General features: G+C 67.9%; 15 protein-coding genes. 5 read left to right on the forward strand and 10 right to left on the reverse strand.

Annotated elements, in window-relative coordinates:
- Nucleotides 1-13: 13 nt before the first annotated feature.
- Nucleotides 14-859 (reverse strand): HAD family hydrolase, encoded by an 846-nt coding sequence (locus TA3x_RS13520; protein ID WP_435022048.1) that lies wholly within the window; start codon nucleotides 857-859, stop codon nucleotides 14-16.
- A 494-nt stretch (nucleotides 860-1353) separates the two neighbouring features.
- Between TA3x_RS13520 and TA3x_RS13525 the strand changes: the two genes are divergently transcribed.
- The 3 genes from TA3x_RS13525 to TA3x_RS13535 all read left to right on the forward strand — a co-directional run bounded on the left by TA3x_RS13525 (nucleotide 1354) and on the right by TA3x_RS13535 (nucleotide 4352).
- Nucleotides 1354-2727, forward strand: coding sequence for an efflux RND transporter periplasmic adaptor subunit (locus TA3x_RS13525; RefSeq protein ID WP_435022050.1), 1374 nt, complete (start codon nucleotides 1354-1356; stop codon nucleotides 2725-2727).
- 164 nt (nucleotides 2728-2891) lie between these two features.
- Nucleotides 2892-3407: a hypothetical protein gene (locus tag TA3x_RS13530; RefSeq protein ID WP_435022052.1), complete on the forward strand. Its 516-nt coding sequence runs from the start codon at nucleotides 2892-2894 to the stop codon at nucleotides 3405-3407.
- 135 nt (nucleotides 3408-3542) lie between these two features.
- Nucleotides 3543-4352 carry a DUF4190 domain-containing protein gene (locus tag TA3x_RS13535; RefSeq protein WP_435022054.1) on the forward strand — a complete coding sequence of 270 codons (810 nt, stop codon included), beginning with the start codon at nucleotides 3543-3545 and terminating at the stop codon, nucleotides 4350-4352.
- Between the two features lie 33 nt (nucleotides 4353-4385).
- Here the strand turns inward: TA3x_RS13535 and TA3x_RS13540 are convergent, their stop codons facing one another.
- The 4 genes from TA3x_RS13540 to TA3x_RS13555 form a co-directional block, all read right to left on the reverse strand.
- Nucleotides 4386-4790: a 6-pyruvoyl trahydropterin synthase family protein gene (locus TA3x_RS13540; protein ID WP_435022056.1), complete on the reverse strand. Its 405-nt coding sequence runs from the start codon at nucleotides 4788-4790 to the stop codon at nucleotides 4386-4388.
- A 9-nt stretch (nucleotides 4791-4799) separates the two neighbouring features.
- Complete coding sequence (locus TA3x_RS13545; protein WP_435022058.1) at nucleotides 4800-5480, reverse strand: 7-cyano-7-deazaguanine synthase; 681 nt, start codon at nucleotides 5478-5480, stop codon at nucleotides 4800-4802.
- Nucleotides 5481-5594: 114 nt separating this feature from the next.
- Nucleotides 5595-6461: a hypothetical protein gene (locus TA3x_RS13550; protein WP_435022060.1), complete on the reverse strand. Its 867-nt coding sequence runs from the start codon at nucleotides 6459-6461 to the stop codon at nucleotides 5595-5597.
- 178 nt (nucleotides 6462-6639) lie between these two features.
- Nucleotides 6640-7065, reverse strand: coding sequence for a BlaI/MecI/CopY family transcriptional regulator (locus tag TA3x_RS13555; RefSeq protein WP_435022062.1), 426 nt, complete (start codon nucleotides 7063-7065; stop codon nucleotides 6640-6642).
- A 357-nt stretch (nucleotides 7066-7422) separates the two neighbouring features.
- On the opposite strand from TA3x_RS13555, the gene TA3x_RS13560 reads away from it, so the two are divergent.
- Together TA3x_RS13560 and TA3x_RS13565 are read left to right on the forward strand one after the other, a co-directional pair.
- Complete coding sequence (locus TA3x_RS13560; RefSeq protein WP_435022063.1) at nucleotides 7423-8472, forward strand: M48 family metallopeptidase; 1050 nt, start codon at nucleotides 7423-7425, stop codon at nucleotides 8470-8472.
- 168 nt (nucleotides 8473-8640) lie between these two features.
- Nucleotides 8641-11022, forward strand: a complete 2382-nt coding sequence (locus TA3x_RS13565; protein WP_435022064.1) for an ATP-binding protein — start codon at nucleotides 8641-8643, stop codon at nucleotides 11020-11022.
- A gap of 82 nt (nucleotides 11023-11104) precedes the next feature.
- Here the strand turns inward: TA3x_RS13565 and TA3x_RS13570 are convergent, their stop codons facing one another.
- The 5 genes from TA3x_RS13570 to TA3x_RS13590 form a co-directional block, all read right to left on the reverse strand.
- Entirely contained in the window at nucleotides 11105-12190 is a 1086-nt protein-coding gene (locus tag TA3x_RS13570; RefSeq protein WP_435022065.1) for a peptidylprolyl isomerase, read from the reverse strand.
- 132 nt (nucleotides 12191-12322) lie between these two features.
- Nucleotides 12323-13069 (reverse strand): metal-dependent hydrolase, encoded by a 747-nt coding sequence (locus TA3x_RS13575; protein WP_435022067.1) that lies wholly within the window; start codon nucleotides 13067-13069, stop codon nucleotides 12323-12325.
- Between the two features lie 61 nt (nucleotides 13070-13130).
- Nucleotides 13131-14288 (reverse strand): hypothetical protein, encoded by a 1158-nt coding sequence (locus tag TA3x_RS13580; protein WP_435022069.1) that lies wholly within the window; start codon nucleotides 14286-14288, stop codon nucleotides 13131-13133.
- Nucleotides 14289-14450: 162 nt separating this feature from the next.
- Entirely contained in the window at nucleotides 14451-14948 is a 498-nt protein-coding gene (locus TA3x_RS13585) for a YajQ family cyclic di-GMP-binding protein (RefSeq protein WP_435022071.1), read from the reverse strand.
- Between the two features lie 36 nt (nucleotides 14949-14984).
- Complete coding sequence (locus TA3x_RS13590) at nucleotides 14985-15971, reverse strand: pyridoxal-phosphate dependent enzyme (RefSeq protein WP_435022073.1); 987 nt, start codon at nucleotides 15969-15971, stop codon at nucleotides 14985-14987.
- Nucleotides 15972-15992: the final 21 nt, after the last annotated feature.

Consider the following 15992-nt stretch of genomic DNA (forward strand, 5'->3'; position numbering starts at 1 on the left):
CGACCTCGACCGCTCACGGGCAGAGTCGCGTCTCGATCAGGGTCGCGACCCCGTCGTGCTGATCCGAGCCGGTCACGTGATCGGCGACGGCCAGCACCTCGCCGGCGGCATGCCCCATCGCGACCCCGAGCCCGGCGCCCCGGAGCATCGGGATGTCGTTGCGGTCATCCCCCACCGCGCAGATCTCCGACGGGTCGACGCCCCAGGCCTCGGCCAGGCGGAGCAGGGCGGTCCACTTGTTGGCGTCGCGGTGGAGGATCTCGCACATCGTCCCGGCGTATCGGGGGCTCTTCTGGACGAAGGTCTGGACGGCGTCCGGCATCCGCTCGTGGACCGCGTCCTCGAAGGCGAGCATCGCTTCCCGGGTCCCGATCGCGCACAGGTGGAAGTGCTTCAGGTCCCGGCGTAGGAGCCAATCGGGATCGACCCCCGCATACTCCTGATTCTGCGAAACGTAGTCGTCGAACAGGGGGCGGCCGGTGGACTCCGCGGCGACCAGGAAATCATGCTCGTCGATCCCGCGATCCAGGAAGGTCACGGCCGGCTCGTCGTGCTCCCGGAACAGGGCGAGCGCGGTGGCGGAGTGGTGATCGGAGAGGTCCGCCCTCCACAGGGTGGACCGATCGCCGGGCTGCTTGATCAGAGCGCCCGAGTTGCAGACCAGCGGGGCATCCAGCCCCAGGGCCTCGGCGATCGGCAGGGCGCGGCGGAAACGCCTCCCGGTGCAGAGGACGGGTCGGATGCCGGCCCGGGCGGCGAGGTGGACGGCCGAGATCGTCCGGGGGCGGAGGACGCCGTCGCGATCGAGGAGGGTGCCGTCGATGTCCAGGGCCAGGATGCGGAAGCGAGGGGTGTTCAAGGGTCATATTCCGGAATGGTATGCGGCGTGCATTGGTCAGATCACGAAACTTTTGCGTGGCGGCATTCCCCGGGATGGGGTGGTCTTTTCGAGTTCGTCGGGGTTCGACCTTGTCGCGGGGTAGAATTATTCTAAACTGAACCTGCGAGCGACCAGATCCCGATGAAGAAGTGACCCCCCCTCCGCGACGCCGCCGGGATGCGAGCCCGGCATCAACCAGGGCGGCCTGCCGCCGACCCGACCGAATGCCGCTCGCCCGCCTCCGCCCACCCGCCCCACCCCAGCCTCGATTTCGACCACGCCCACGGTCTGGAGCCATACCCGTGACCTCCCCGGATCAGGCCGTTCCGACCCTTCCGTCAGCCGTACGACCCCGTCGCCGTGGCCTCAAGCCGGCCCTCTGGATCCTCGCGTTCGGCGTGATCGGGAGCCTGGCGGTCGCGGGTGCATCGCGAAACTCGGGCCTCTGGAAGCGCGACGATCGGATGGCCCACGTGGCCCGGACCGTCGTCTATCGCACCGACCTGGGGGCGGTCCTCACGACCTCGGGCCAGACCGAGAGCGCCGACAATACGATCATCTCCTGCCAGCTCGAACGGCTCGATTTCCGGACCTCGGGCGGGGCCGGGATGTCGACGGGCGGGGCCTCGGTCATCATCGATGTCGTCGATGAGGGCACGATGGTCAAGAAGGACGACGTGATCTGCCGGCTGGACGCCTCGGACTACGAGGAACTGGTCCGGCAGCAGGAGATCAAGGTCGACCAGGCCCGCGCGGCGTTGCTCCAGACCCAGCTGGATTTCGAGGTCGCCGAGCTCGGCGTCCGCGAGTACACCGAAGGGCTGCTCAAGCAGTCGATGGAAAATCTGTCGGGGCAGATCGTCTTCGACCAATCGAATCTCGAACGGACGGTCGACCGGCTGGCCTGGACGACGCGGATGCTGGAGAAGGGATATGCCTCCCTCTCTCAGAGGACCACGGCGGAGCGGGCCGTCACCCAGGCGAACCTGAAGCTGATCGCCTCGAAGTGGCAGATGCACCTCTTCGAACGCTTCGGCCGGCCGAAGTCGCTCAAGAGCCTCCAGGCCAACGTGGAGAAGTGTCGTTACGGCCTGATCTCCAACGAGCGACGCCTCACCCGGATGACCGAGCGGCTCGACTACTACAAGCAAATGGTGGACTTCTGCACGATCCGCGCGCCCCACGACGGCTTCCTGATCTACGCCAGCGATCCCTACCGGTCGGGGAATTATCGGCTGGAGCCGGGGGCCACCGTCCGTCAGTCCCAGAAGCTGTTCTTCCTCCCGAATCTCGATCAGATGAACCTGCTCACCTACCTGCACGAGTCCGTCGCCCAGAGGGTGCAGGCCGGGATGGTGGTCCGGGCCAAGATCGAAGGGCTGGGGGCCAGGACCCTGACCGGCCGGGTGCTCTCGGTGGCCCCGCTCCCGGTTGCCGCGTCGAGCGGCTGGCTCAGCAGCGGCGAGGTGAAGTATTTCATCGGGGTCGTGAAGCTGGACGAGAGCCCGCCGGGCATGCGGCCCGGACTGACGGCCCAGGTGGAGATCGACATCGACCGCCGGGAGGACGTCCTGGCCATCCCGTCCGAGGCGCTGGCCATCCGCGACGGCCGCGAGGTCTGCTACGTGGCCGGGCAGGACGGCCTGGAACGGCGCTCGATCACGATCGGGCAGTCGACCAAGGATTTCCTGGAAGTGACCTCCGGGCTGAACGAGGGGGAAGAGGTCGTCATGCAACCCGAGCAGATCGATTCCCTCGACTCCATGGTCGCCGCGAGCGATGAGCCTGAGCCCGCGTCCGCCCTGGCGGAATCGACCGGGTTCAGCGGGACCCCGACCGTGGAATGATGGTCGACCCGCACGACCCCTCCGGAGCGGATGACCCGCCCCGACGGGGATGGCTCGCCTCGGATGGGCTGTTCGATCGGTGCCGGCGGTGACGAAGACAGGATGAAGCCCGGTACGAGCGCGATGGGACCGGGCCGACCATCACCCGCCGGGACCGACCCTCGATGGCATCCAAACGTCCTCCGCCCAAGCCCGCGGCGGCCCCGACCGCATTCCCCTGGGTCAACGCCCTGCTGATCGGGGCCGCGCTGAGCTACGGGATCGGGCTGCTAATCGCACGCGGCCGGGTCTCCTGGCCGCCCCACCAACTGCTGGCGAACCTCTTCACCGTGGCGGGCTGCCTCGGCCTGATCGGGCCGATCCTGCTGGGGCGATCCCAGTCGTCCTCATTTGGGCTGGGCGAAGTCCTCTGGATGGCCGGCGGGATGGTGATCTGGGTCCACGACCTCGCGGCGCTGGCCCGGGGCGATCTCGGCACGGCCACTTGGTCTACCCCCCTGGGCTACCAGCCGATGGGCCTCATCATCCTCGCCGTCCTGCTCGCGGGCTGGCGGTGTCGGATCGGCGGATCGCAGTGGACCTGGACCAACGTGACGGGGTGGGTGCTGGGGATCTACTGGGTCGGCATGGCCGCCACCACGCTCGTGCCGGCCCGAACGCTCGGCCTGGCCTCCCGCTGATCGGCTGGTCGCTTGACGCCTCGCGCTGGGCCGATTAGTCTCGCTCCTGGCCTTCGCGACGGTCCCGAAGAAGGGATCCACCATTCATTATCGTCGATCCTTAGCGTAAGTTGCTGCTTCCAAGGAGTTTGCGACGTGGCCATCGATCCCAAGCAGGCGGCCGGGCCGGTCGACACCGGCCCGACGTCGATCATCGAGAATGAGATTCCGACCTATCGGGCGATCAGCTCGGCCGCGGTCTTCAGCCTGCTGCTGGGCATCGCCTCGTTCCTCTGCTTCACGCATGTGGGGTTCATCGGGGTGGCCATCGCGGCGGTCCTGGTCGGGGTCCTGGCCCTGCGCGGGATCGATCGGAGGTCGGACGTCCTGACCGGGTCGAACCTCGCCCGGGTCGGGATCACGCTCGGGCTGGTCTGCGGGATCGCCGCGTTCACCTCGAACGTCGTCCAGGCGATGATGCTGAAGCGCGAGTCGACCCAGTTCGCGTCCGACTTCGTGGAGGTCCTCAAGAACGAACCGATGGCCGTCGCCCTCTGGTATCACCAACCCCCCGGGGTCCGCTCGGACAAAAAGCCCGACGAGGTCGTCGAGGAGTTGAAGAAGGCCGCCCAGGGGCCGGCCGGCGATGCCTACGCGACACAGAGCACCCCGGTCCTGAAGATCAAGGAGATCGTCAAGGCGAAGGGGGACGTCCACTTCGAGAAGATCGAGACGAGCCTCTACCAGGGGCTGACCGCCTACGCGAACGCGTTGCTCGAAGTCCACAACCCCTCGGCCAAGGACCCGGCCGAGAAGGAAGCGTTCGCCCGGCTCCGGATCCGCCGCGATGCGGCGAATGCCCGGAACGAGTGGACCGTGGAAGAGCTGGAGTATCCCTACAAGCCGGCGAGCTACGTCGAGAAGGTGGCCGCGCCCGATGATGGCCACGGGCACGGCAGCCACTAGTCGGCGGGCAAGCCACGCCGGCCGGGCCGAGGATCAACCGGCCCGGTAGGCGGCGTGGCAGTTCTCCGTCTCCCAGAGGATCACCTCGACGATCGGCAGGCCGGCCTTCACGCCTTGCTCGAAGATGAGCCGGGCGATGTTCTCGGCGGTCGGGTTGGCCTCCATCACGTAGACGCGCTCGCCCTGTTCCAGGAGGATGGGCAGGAGCGGATCCTCGCGGCAGAGCAGAAGGGTATGGTCGAGCGTCTCGTCGATCCATCTCTGGAGATGCCGCTTGATCTCGGAGAAGTCGACGAGCATGCCCTTGTCGTCGAGGGCGGGCGCCTCCAGCGAGACCACGGCCCGCCCGTTGTGGCCGTGCAGGTGGCGGCACTTGCCGTCATAGTTGAGCAGGCGATGGCCGTAGCAAAACAGGATTTCACGCGTGACGCGGTACATGCGAACCTTTCAGACGTCCACCGTCGAAGGAGTTCGGTAATCCGTCGGATCGGCCAGGCCCGCCTCCGCGAAGCCCCGTCGCCGTTCCGCACACTTGTTGCAGGCGCCACAATGGATCCCCGACCGGGGATCGAGGCACGAGATGGTCAGTCCCAGGGGTAGTCCCGCCCCCCGGCCCAGGACCTCGACCTTGGAGAGTCGGGCATAGGGCCGGATCAGGCGCAAGGGCATCCCCAGGCCCAGGGCGAGCGTCGTCTCCAGGGACCGATCGAACTCGGGCGAGCTGTCCCGGAACGGATTCGACGCCAGGCTGCCCACCGCGATCGTGCCGATCCGATGGATCTGGCAGAAGACGGCCGCCTTGGCGATCAGGAGGAGATTCCGCCCGGGCAGATGGACCGCCTCGTCGGGGCTCGAATCATCGGGGATGCCCGGCCCTCCCACGCTCCAGTGCGGGCCGTAAACCCCGGCCATCGGCTCATCGAGCACCACGAGCGGGGCCAGGCCCGGCCGGTCGATCTGCTCCAGGAACGCCCGCAACCCGGCCAGTTCCTCCCGCTCCCAGCGCAAGCCGAAGCGGACGAAGATCGGCTGCACCCGCTCATGGCGTCCGAGCAGTTCGGCACACAGGATTGCGCTATCCAGCCCCCCGCTCACGAGGACGGCGAGATCGGCCGGTCGGGTGGACATCGAGGCGGAGATCCCGGTCGGATTCATCGGGCGACGAGGCGACCCGACAACTCCATCGGTTCGTCATGGACCATCGTATCCCGGAGGGGCATCGAGTTCAAACCGGAGCCGGCGTCACCGAGCCCGCCGGGACCGCCCGTTGAACCAGCCGAGGGCGTCGCAATGGCGGTGATAGGTCGTGCCCAGGATCCGGACGATCGCCATCGCCGCGTACAGCGTCAGGACCCAGCAGGCCCAGAGCCCCAGCACGCCGGCCTCCACGCTGGGCGAGTGGAACAGGACGAAGTACCAGGCCGACAGGACGATCGCCAGCGTCCCCCCGATCAGGAGGCTGGGGGCGACATTGGCCCGGCCGATGAGCACCAGGGCCCGGCCGATCGTGACGGGGTTGGCCGCCAGGGGCGTGTCGTGGAGCAGGGCGGCGATCAGGGCCATCTGGGCATAGGACAGCCCCGCCACCACCAGCACGGCGAAGGCCGCGAGCGACCAGCGGCTGCTGAGCCCGACCGAGGTCGCGTAGAGCCCGGCGGGGATGCCCCCCACCGCGATGCCCAGGAGGCCCGCCCAGGCCCATCGGCCGATCTCTTCGAGGATCTCGACCCGGTCCCAGATCGGCCACCGGGGATGATCCTCCTCGCCGATCGACGAGGACTCCAGGGTCCGGCCGAGGAACAGGAGGAGATAGCCGGACGTGAGGGTGAAGCTCGTCACCAGCGGGAGGCTGAACGGCAGGATCAGGAGGTTGACCGGGTTCAGGGCGTTCTCGGGGGAGAACCGGACGATCAGGTCCAGGACCGGAAGCGCCATGATCGCCAGGAAGGGGGGGAGGCCGATCAGCAACCCGAGGCCCGGGCCGTCCACCAGCGGATAGGCGAAGCAATCGCGGAGCCGGGAGACCGGTCGACGCCGCCAGGCCCTCAGCGGCCGTCCGTGGCGATCGAACCCGAACGGTATCGATGAGATGGTCCGACCGAATCCCATGCCTGGTTCCATCCCCGAGGCGTGCGAGATGACGCGCGAGTCACGCGGGGGCGATTATCCCAAACCAAGCATGTGCCAGCAAGCATGCCTCCGCGATCTCCCCGGTGGAGACGGGAAGAATCTTGAAGATTCTCCCCAATGAATCGCGATCATGTGCGAACAAGACCTGAGGCCGGCATCACTCCCCGTCCGGTGCGCCATCGTGGATGTTCATCTCATCCAGGAGGCTCCGCACCTCGCGGGCCTGATCCGGCTGGAGGGTGTGGGATTTGAGGAGGTGGAGGACCAGCAGGCCGGGCTCGCCCTGATAGAGCTTGTCGATCAGGCTGTCCACCCGCCGCTGCTGGACCTCGGAGGCGGAGACGACGGGCCGGTACACGAATGCCTGCTCCGCCCGGTCGCTCTCCACGACCTTCTTCATCTCGAGGCGGTCGAGCAGCGTGGCGATCGTGGCGTAGGACCACGGCTGGCCCTTCTTCTCCCCGGTGTGGCCCGATGCCTTGAGCGTGTCGAAGACCTCGCGTACCGTGGCCTGGCCCCGCTCCCAGAGGACTTTGAGGACATCCAGTTCCGAATCGGGGATGGATGAGGGAGGCTTCGCCATGATCTCTCGTCTCGCTTCGAATCGATTGACCGACGTCTGGACCCATCGTGGTGACCGACGCATCGGGACGCATTGACCGGCCGTTCCGATTCCTGTATCCTAAGACAACTGTCAACCTTTCGTCAACCCCCGTTCCGACAACTGTCTTGAATCCGAAAATCAAGATCAGTTTGCGATGTGCGTCCTGGCGATCGGAGGGGACCGTGATTCGCAGCGACGGGCGGCCCATCGGTGCGAGATGTCGGGGGTCCTTTCCGATGGCGTCCGCCATGATTCATCCCTTGGCACGACCCCCCCTGGGGCCGGATCGTGCCGGTGACCGGGTCGTGAGCCACGATGCCGGATAAGAACGCATCGGTGAGCGGGCTCTCCCTATCGATGCGTCGCGGGATCCTGCTCGGCCTGCCCTGGATCCATCGCCTCGGGATCGGCATCGGGTCGATCGGCCTGATCGCGCTGGGCGGCGGGTTCCTGGTCATCCGGTCCTGGCTCGAGGACGAGATCCGGGAGGGGTCGGACATCACGGCCTGCCTGGGCGGGCCGAGGGTCGCGCCGACCGACCGGGACGGCAATGCGAACTTCGGCCCGATCCTGGAGCGTTCCGATGCCCCCCTGTTCCACGACGCGGTCGGATCGATCGCGCGGAGGATGGGCGTCCGGCCGCCGGAGGAGATCCGGCTGGCCTACCTCCCGTGCTGCGGCGTCCTGACCCGGCGCCGGAGGCGGGTGCTCCTGATCGGCCTGCCCTTGCTCCCGGTGCTCACGCGCGGCGAGTTCCAGGCCGTGCTCGCCCACGAGCTGGCGCACCTGGCCCGGGGCGATGCCACCCGGATCATGGACGCGATCCGCTACGTCGAGGCCCTGGGGCGGGGCCTGGATGACCCGAGGGCGCGGACGTGGGGGCCGCTCCGGGCCTGGTCGGCCGCCTGTCGCCGGGTGGGCGAGGCCGTCGCCGCCCCGATCGCCCGGGGCCAGGAAGTCCGGGCCGACCGCGTCTCGGCCTCGATCGCCGGCGGGGTGGTCGCCGCCTCCGCCCTGGCCAAGGTGGCCATGGTCCAGCCGCTGTTCCGCGAGGTCCTCGCTCGCTTCTCCGGGGCGGGCCCCGGCTCGCCCAACCTGTTCGCCACCTTCCGGGGGCTCTGGGATCGCCTCCCCGAGCCGTTCCGGGAGGAGATGAGGCGTCGCTTGCAGGTGGACCAGGAGGCCGCGCCGGGCGACCCCCACCCGCCGCTTGCCGACCGGTTGACCGCCCTCCAACGCTTCCCCGATCGCGCCGAGGCCGGGACGGATGCCCTGCCGGCCTGGGGACTCCTGAACGATCCCGAATGGCTCGAAGAGATGCTCCACGAGTCGCTGTTCCGGCGGATGGAAGCCCGGCCCAACGTCTTCCACCGGGCCGGCAGCTGACCCGGCGCCGGGCAGCCTGGCGGGGCCTTCGCGGGTGGCCCGGGGACGTCGCCACGGCTTGACTTTTCCCCCGCGGAGTCCTGATACTGTAGCCACCCGGAACCGACGACTGTGGCCGGCCGGCGCAGGGCCGTGCAGCAACGACGCTGTCCAAAGCGAAAGCACATTATGAGCGAGACCGCCACTTTGGCGGATCACATCGACCATCATGGCGACGCGATCCTGGCCGTCTGGCGTTCGACGACCGAGCAGGTGGGGAATGTTCCCCGAGCGGAACAGCTCTCCAATCGGGAGTTCGTGGACCATGTCCCCGAGTTGCTGAAGAACCTGGCCGATCGGCTGCGCGGCAAACCCGTCGACCCGAGCGAGGCGGGCCAGAAGCACGGGCAGCATCGGTGGAGCCAGGGGTATGACATCGCCCAGGTGATCAGCGAGCTGGGGCATCTGCGGACGAGCCTGATCCGGGCGACCTTCGACTATGCGCAGACGCATGGGTTCGAGGGCCGGTGGCTCGAAGACGCCACGGTGGCCATCAACGAGGTCATCGACGAGGCCGCCGCGGAATCGGCCCGCCAGTACCAGGGCGACAGCATGGCCGCCACCCTCCGCATCCTCCAGCAATCGGAGGCGCGCAAGGCCGCGGCCGACGCCGAGCGGACCCAGCTCAAGACCCTGCTGGAACACCTCCCCGTCGGCGTCTGGGTCCTGGATTCGCAGGGCCAGAAGATCGCGGTCAACCGCGAAGGCGAGCGTCTCCAGGGCTCGACGTCCCCCGACGAGGCCGTCCGCCCCGGGGGCCGCCGGTGGCTCCCCCTGGAAGACATTCGCCCGATCGGCGGCCGCGCCTATCGGCCCGAGGATCACCCCCTGGCCCGGGCCCTCCGGGGCGAGACGATCCTCCAGGCCGAGCACGCCTGGCCCATGCCCTCGCGGATGCAATACATCTCCGTCAACGCCGCGCCCCTCCGCGATGCCGGGGGTCAGATCACCGGCGCCGTGGCCGTCGTCCTGGACATCACCGCCCGCAAGACCCTGGAGAACGACCTCGCCCTGAGCGAGGCCCAGACCCGGGCGATCGTCGACCAGTCGCCGGTCATGATCTGGAGGTCGGACGCCTCGGGCAATTACGACTTCTTCAACCGGACCTGGCTCGAATTCCGGAGCCGTCCGCTCGACGACGAGGCCGGAGAGGGTTGGTACGAGGGGATCCATCCCGACGATCGCGATCGGAGGCGGGACGCGTTCCTCGCCGCCTTCGCCCGGCGCGAGCCGTTCGAGATCGACTTCCGCCTGAAGCATCGCGACGGGTCGTATCGCTGGGTCTCCGACCGGGCGGCCCCCTATCTCGACTCCCGAGGAGTCTTCCTCGGCTATCTGGGCAGCTGCCTCGACATCACCTCCCGGATCGAGCTGGAAGAACGGCTCTTGGAACAGTCGCGGCACAAGAGCCGGCTGATGTCGGCCCTCTCGCACGACGCCCGCACCCCGCTGAACGCCGTGGTCCTGTCCGCCGACCTGCTCCAGTCGCAGATCCACGACCAGGAAGAGCCCGAGGTCCAGGAGTCCCTGCGCACCATCCGCAACGCCGTGCGCAACGTCCTGGACCTGCTCAGCGACCTGCTCGACCTGACCCGGCTCGACGCCGGGGCGACGACCGCCGACCGGACCCGCTTCGCCATCCGGCCGACGCTCTCGGAGTGCCTCTCGAACATCGAGGGGCAGGCGCGGGCCAAGGGGCTCGACGTCCGCTGCGAGTTCGATCGGCTCGGCACCGCCAGCATCGAGACCGATCGATTCAAGTTCAAGCAAATCTTCTCCAACCTGCTCTCCAACGCGCTCCGGTACACCGAACGCGGTCACATCCGGCTGACGACGGAACGGGCCGACGGCCTGATCCGCTTCAGCGTCGAGGATACGGGGGTCGGCATCGCCGAGCAGGACCAGAAGAAGATCTTCGACGAGTTCGCGGTCCTCGAGCACCCCAACCGGGTTCGAGGCGAAGGGACGGGCCTGGGGCTGGCGATCTGCCGGCGGCTGGCCAACCTGCTCGGGGGGGAGATCCTCCTGGAGAGCCAGCTCGGCCGCGGGAGCACCTTCACCCTGGCGTTCCCCGACTCGATCCTGTGCGAGGTCGATGAGGTGGCCGCCCCGCCCGAGGTGATCACCTCGGCGGCCCCGTCCGGTTCCATCCTGATCGCCGAGGATCACGCCGGAAGCCGCACGGCGCTCGCCAAGGTGCTCCGACGCATGGGTTACCGGGTCCTCGAAGCTGGCGATGGCCATGATGTCCTGCGACTGGTCGAGGAGGAGGTCCCCTCGGTCGTCCTCATGGATGTCAACATGCCCGGGCTCGACGGGATCGAGACCACGCTCGCCCTCCGCAAGGATCCCCGGTTCCGGACGCTCCCGATCTTCGCCCTGACCGGCGATGTCACGATCGTCAATCAGCAGAGGATCGGCGAGGCCGGGGTGGACGGTTATCTGGAGAAGCCGGTCACCTGGGAGAAGCTCGAATCGGCCCTCTCCCAGATCCATTCCAGCCGCCCTTGAGGCGCGGGTAAACGCGAGGGGCTCCGAACTCGCCGGTCGAGTTCGGAGCCCCGTTGTTTTTCAGACGAAGGGATCGGATCGATTACTTCGGCTGGGCGGCACCCTTGGGCGCGGCCGGGGCGCCGGGGGCGGCCGGCTCGGCGGGCGCGGGCGGGAAGAAGTCGGCGGGCATCTTGTTGATCTCGATCTTGGCCGTCTTCCGCATCTCCTTGACGATCTTCTCCATGATGTCGATGCCGTAGAAGTTCTGGATCGCCAGCTTCTTCTGCTCGAAATCGATGGGAGTTCCTTCGCGGCGGTCGGTCACCTGGATCAGGTGATAGCCGAACGGGGTCTCGACCGGGTCGGAGATCGACCCCTTCTTGAGCTGGAAGGCGGCGGCGGTGAACTCGTCGTTGAACTGGCCCTTGCGGGTGAAGTAGCCGACGTCGCCGCCCGACGGGCTGGTCTTGTTGCCTTCGTCCTCGGAGTACTTGTTGGCCGCGTCGGCGAAGCTGATCTTGTTGCCGTCGATCTCGGCCTTGATGCCGGCGAGCTTCTGCTTGACCTTCTCCTTCTCGGCGGCCGGGGCATCGGGGTCGACCCGGAGGACGATGTGGCTCGCCTTCACCTGGGTCATGTTGAAGATGTCCTGGTTGTCGGCGACGAACTTCTTGAGGTTGGCGTCGGTGGCGACCTTCTGAAGGTAATTCCTCCAGCGAAGGGTCTTCACCATCTCCTTGCGGACGTCTTCCGGGGTCAGGCCGTTGGCGGCCAGGGCCGGGCCGAGCTCGCCCCCCTCGTCCTTGATCGTCTTCTCGAACCGGGCATACTCCTCGTCGACCTCCTTGTCGGTGACGGGGATGTTCTGCTTGGCCAGGTACTGGTTGATCAGCTTGTGATTGGCCAGCATCTCGATGGCGGCCTTGTAGATTTCCTGCTCGTTGCCCGGGGGCAACTCCTGCTTATTGATCACCTGGATCAACTCGCCCCGGGTGATCGGCTCGCCGTTCACCGTGGCGAGCGTCTGGTTGAGGATCGGCGGGCGGACGACCGGGGCGGCGGCGGTCTTCGGGGCGGCGGCGTTGCCGGCCGGGGCCGGGGCGGGCTTCGGCGTCTGGGCCCCGGCGACCGTCGCGCACATCACGACGGAGGAGGCCATCAGGCCGGATCGGACGAACTGGCGCATCGGTCGCTGCTCCCGGGCAAATCGGTGTCCACGAATGCGATCAATCGCATCCCCTCGGAAACGGCCGATTATAGGAGTAACGCCGATTCTTCGCCGCGCCAAAAATCCCCCGACGGCCGTCGGAGACTCGCGTCAGCCCGGCCTTTCCGGCTTCTCGATCCTCTCCGGCTCGCGGATCGCTTCCAGGACGCGATCGATGTAGTCCTGCCAGGGGATTTCCAGCGCCGGGATGTCGAAGCGGGACGGGTCCTGGGGCCAGATAGCGATGGCGCGCCAGGCGAGGTAGCTGAGCAGGCCATACATGGCCAGGGTCGTCCAGGGCGACGGTGCCCAGAACTTCATCGCCGTGCCGAACGCCTTGTTGACCCGCGCCCCCCGGAGGTCGACGCTGCAGATCTCGTCGAGCAGGAGGTGGGAGAAGAACCCGACCATCACCGCCACGGCCATCACGATCCGGAGTCCGTGATAGGGGCTGGGGTAATAGAGGTAGGTGAGCAGCCCCCAGACGCCGCAGGTCGGGATGCTGTGGCTGATGCCGCGATGCTTCGAGAGCTTCGACAGGATGCGGCGAAGCCCGTGCCTCACCGAGACATAGGCAAGGACGACCGCCCAGAGATGGATCTCGAAGACGGTGTTCGGCTCGACCCGGGCGAAGGCTTCCCAGGTCGCCAGCGCGGCGAGCACCCCGAGGATGCCGGTGAATCCCCGCATCTCGACGCCGGAGGCCGAGTCGAGGTCGGGCAGGAGGCCGCCGAGCGTGGCCAGCAGCGTGGCCACCGTCCCGTACAGCCAGTGGACCGGCACCAGCATGAACGCGGCCACCGAGTAGCCGGCGCCCAGGAACCAGGCGAACGTGATGTGCTGGCGATAGTTGCCCATCCGGTGAGCGAGCCGTCGGCGTCCGGGGGAATGGCCCCGGACGCCGGGCGAAGGCGATCCGTCAGGCCGCGAGCCAGGTCCGGATCCGGCCCATCTCCCCGTTCCAGTCGGGTCCGGTCCGGCATCGACCGTAGGCATCGTACAGGAGGTCGAGCGTCTCGACCAGATGCCGAAGGGCGTCGACCCGGGCGAGGTGGAGGTCGTGGCCCGACGCCCCCTCGATCTTCGGCATGGCGGCGCCGGAGACGGCCAGGGTCTCGGCCTGGAGGGTCAGCTCGTACTGCGAGCCGTGGCGGACCAGGATCAGCCCAGCCTTGCGGGGCAGCTTGCCCGCCTGGAGGGCGCGGAATGCCTCGGGCAGCTTGGTCGGCCCTTCGTGCGCCAGCTGGTCGCGGCCGGTCTCGCCCCGGGGGCAATCCAGGACCAGCGTCTTGCTCAGCATGACGGTCACTTCGGAGTCATCCGGCAGGCGGATCGTGTCGCCGTCGGCCTGGAGGGTGTGCCACAGCCAGATCAGGAACTCGTTGCCCCAGTAGTCGGGGCGGGTCACGTCGGACGCATCCGACCAGGCGACCGACGAATGCCCGTCCGCGCCCAGATAGCCGAGGGGGACGTGGCTCTCGACCGTCGACTCGTGGCCTCGCACCCCAGCCAGCGAGTGCGCCAGGCTGCCGGCGCTGATCGGCTCCAGGATCCGGTCGAAAGTCTCGCGGAACAGGGTCTGGACCCGGTCCAGGACCGACAGGCTGGTCACGCCGGCATAGACGATGTTGCTCATCCCGTCCCAGAGGATCGGGTAGTGGGCCATCCGGCGGAACCGGCCGTCCTTGGCCTCGGACTCGGCGCGGGCCTTGGCGGCCTCCTTGGCTTCCTGCTTCTGCGCCTTATTGGCGTACCCGCTCGGGTTCATCCGGGCCCGGGCATCGGTCTCGATCTTGGTGTAGGCCTTGAGCAGCGTGCCCGGGATCTTATCGGTGTCGACCCGCATCGCCAGGTGCAGGGCATCGTTGACGATGTTCTTGCCGATGTCCAGCGTCGTGTCGAGGACATGGTCCCCGCCCGCCCAGCCCACCGAGATCCCATCGGTCGGGTCGGCCTCGCCGTGGACGCCGATCAGATGGGCCCTGGCCGTGTCCAGATGCTCCTCCGAGAAGGGCAGGGGGCTATCGCCGGAAACGCGGAAACGAGCAAACGTGACCCGACCATTCAAGAAGCCCATGACGCCCCTCCTAAAGCAAGGCTCCTCGGCATCCGGCGCCATCCAGCGCCTCCGAGGGCCGACGGGGATTTACATCGTCCCTCGGAGGCCCGGGAGGCAAGGCATCCGGACGGACCAGGACCGGAGGGGGGCCGCTGGTAGGGGTCGGGCCGACCTTGACGGTCAGGTGAAGTTGTTGAACTGGAGGGGATAGCCCGGCCCGTTCTCGCGGAGGAAGGCCATCACCGCCTGCAGTTCGTCCTTCTTCTTGGCCGTCACGCGGACCTTGTTGTCCATGATCTGGGACTGGACCTTCAGGCCCAACCCCTTGATCTGCTTGACGATCTTCTTGGCGTCGTCGGTCTCGATCCCGATGTGGAGGGTGGCGACCTCCCGGACCGTGTCGTGGGTCGCCTCCTCCAGCTTGCCGCGTTGGAGGGCCGTGACGGCCACGCTCCGCTTGGCCATCTTCTCCTTGAGCATCTGGACGACCGTGTCGAGCTGCCCCTTGTCGTTGGCCGTCAGGTTGATCTTGTTCTCTTTCTTGTCGTACTCGATGCCGGCGCGGGTGCCCTTGAAGTCGTAGCGCACCGCGATCTCGTGCTGGGCCTGCACGACCGCGTTGTGCATCTCGGCGGTGTTGATCTCGCTCACGATGTCGAACGAGTGATTATCGGCCACGGATCGGCGTGCTCCGGCTGGTGGGTTGGGATCGGTTCAGAGCCACTTGGCGGCCAGGGACTGGAAGAAGGGTTCGAGGTCGACGTTGCCGCCGGTGATGATGATCCCGACCCGGAGGCCCTCGACCGGGAGCTGCCCATTGTAGACCGGGGCGACCGGCACCGCGCACGACGGCTCGATGATGATCTTGAATCGCTCCCAGACGAACCGCATGGCGTCGAGGATCTCCGCCTCGGTGGCCGTGACGATCTGGTCGACGTCGCGGCGGATGATCGAGAACGGCCGGACGCCCAGCGAGGTCCGCAGCCCGTCCGCGACGGTCCGGGGATCGCCCGAGGGTTCGATCCGGCCCGAGACGAACGAGCGGAGGGCGTCATCGGCCCTCGCCGGCTCCCCGCCGACGACGCGGGTGGAGGGGGATCGGCCCTTGGTGGCCAGGGCGGTGCCCGCGAGCAGGCCGCCGCCGCCGACCGGGCAGAGGATCACGTCGAGCGGCCCGGCCTGGTCCATCAACTCCCAGGCGGCGGTCCCCTGGCCGGCGATCACGTCCCAGTTGTCGAACGGGTGGACCAGGGTCGACCCTTCGCGTTCGATGATCTCGGCCACGGCCCCCTCGCGGGCCGCCAGGGTCGGCTCGCACTCGATGATCCTCGCCCCGTAGCCGGCCGTGGCGGCCTTCTTGGGGGCCGGGGCGATGTTCGGCATGACCACGCAAACCGGCACGCCCAGCCACCGGCCGGCCTGCGCCAGGGCCTGCGCATGATTGCCCGACGAGTGGGTGACCACCCCACGCGCCCTCTCCTCCTCGCCGAGGCGGAGCAGGGCGTTCATCGCCCCCCGGATCTTGAAGGCCCCGATCTTCTGGAAGTTCTCGCACTTCAGGAAGACCGAGCCCCCGCACCGCTCGTCCAGCGTCCGCGACGTCATTACGGGCGTGCGGTGGATCCAGGGGGCCAGCCGGGTCGCGGCCTCCCGGACCGCCTCGACGCCGATCGCAGGCGGGGTGATCTCTGCCGTGGACATATTCGAGGATCTCGCGGGGAA

This window comes from Tundrisphaera macrotermitis (genome assembly GCF_051175315.1).
GTDB lineage: Bacteria > Planctomycetota > Planctomycetia > Isosphaerales > Isosphaeraceae > Tundrisphaera.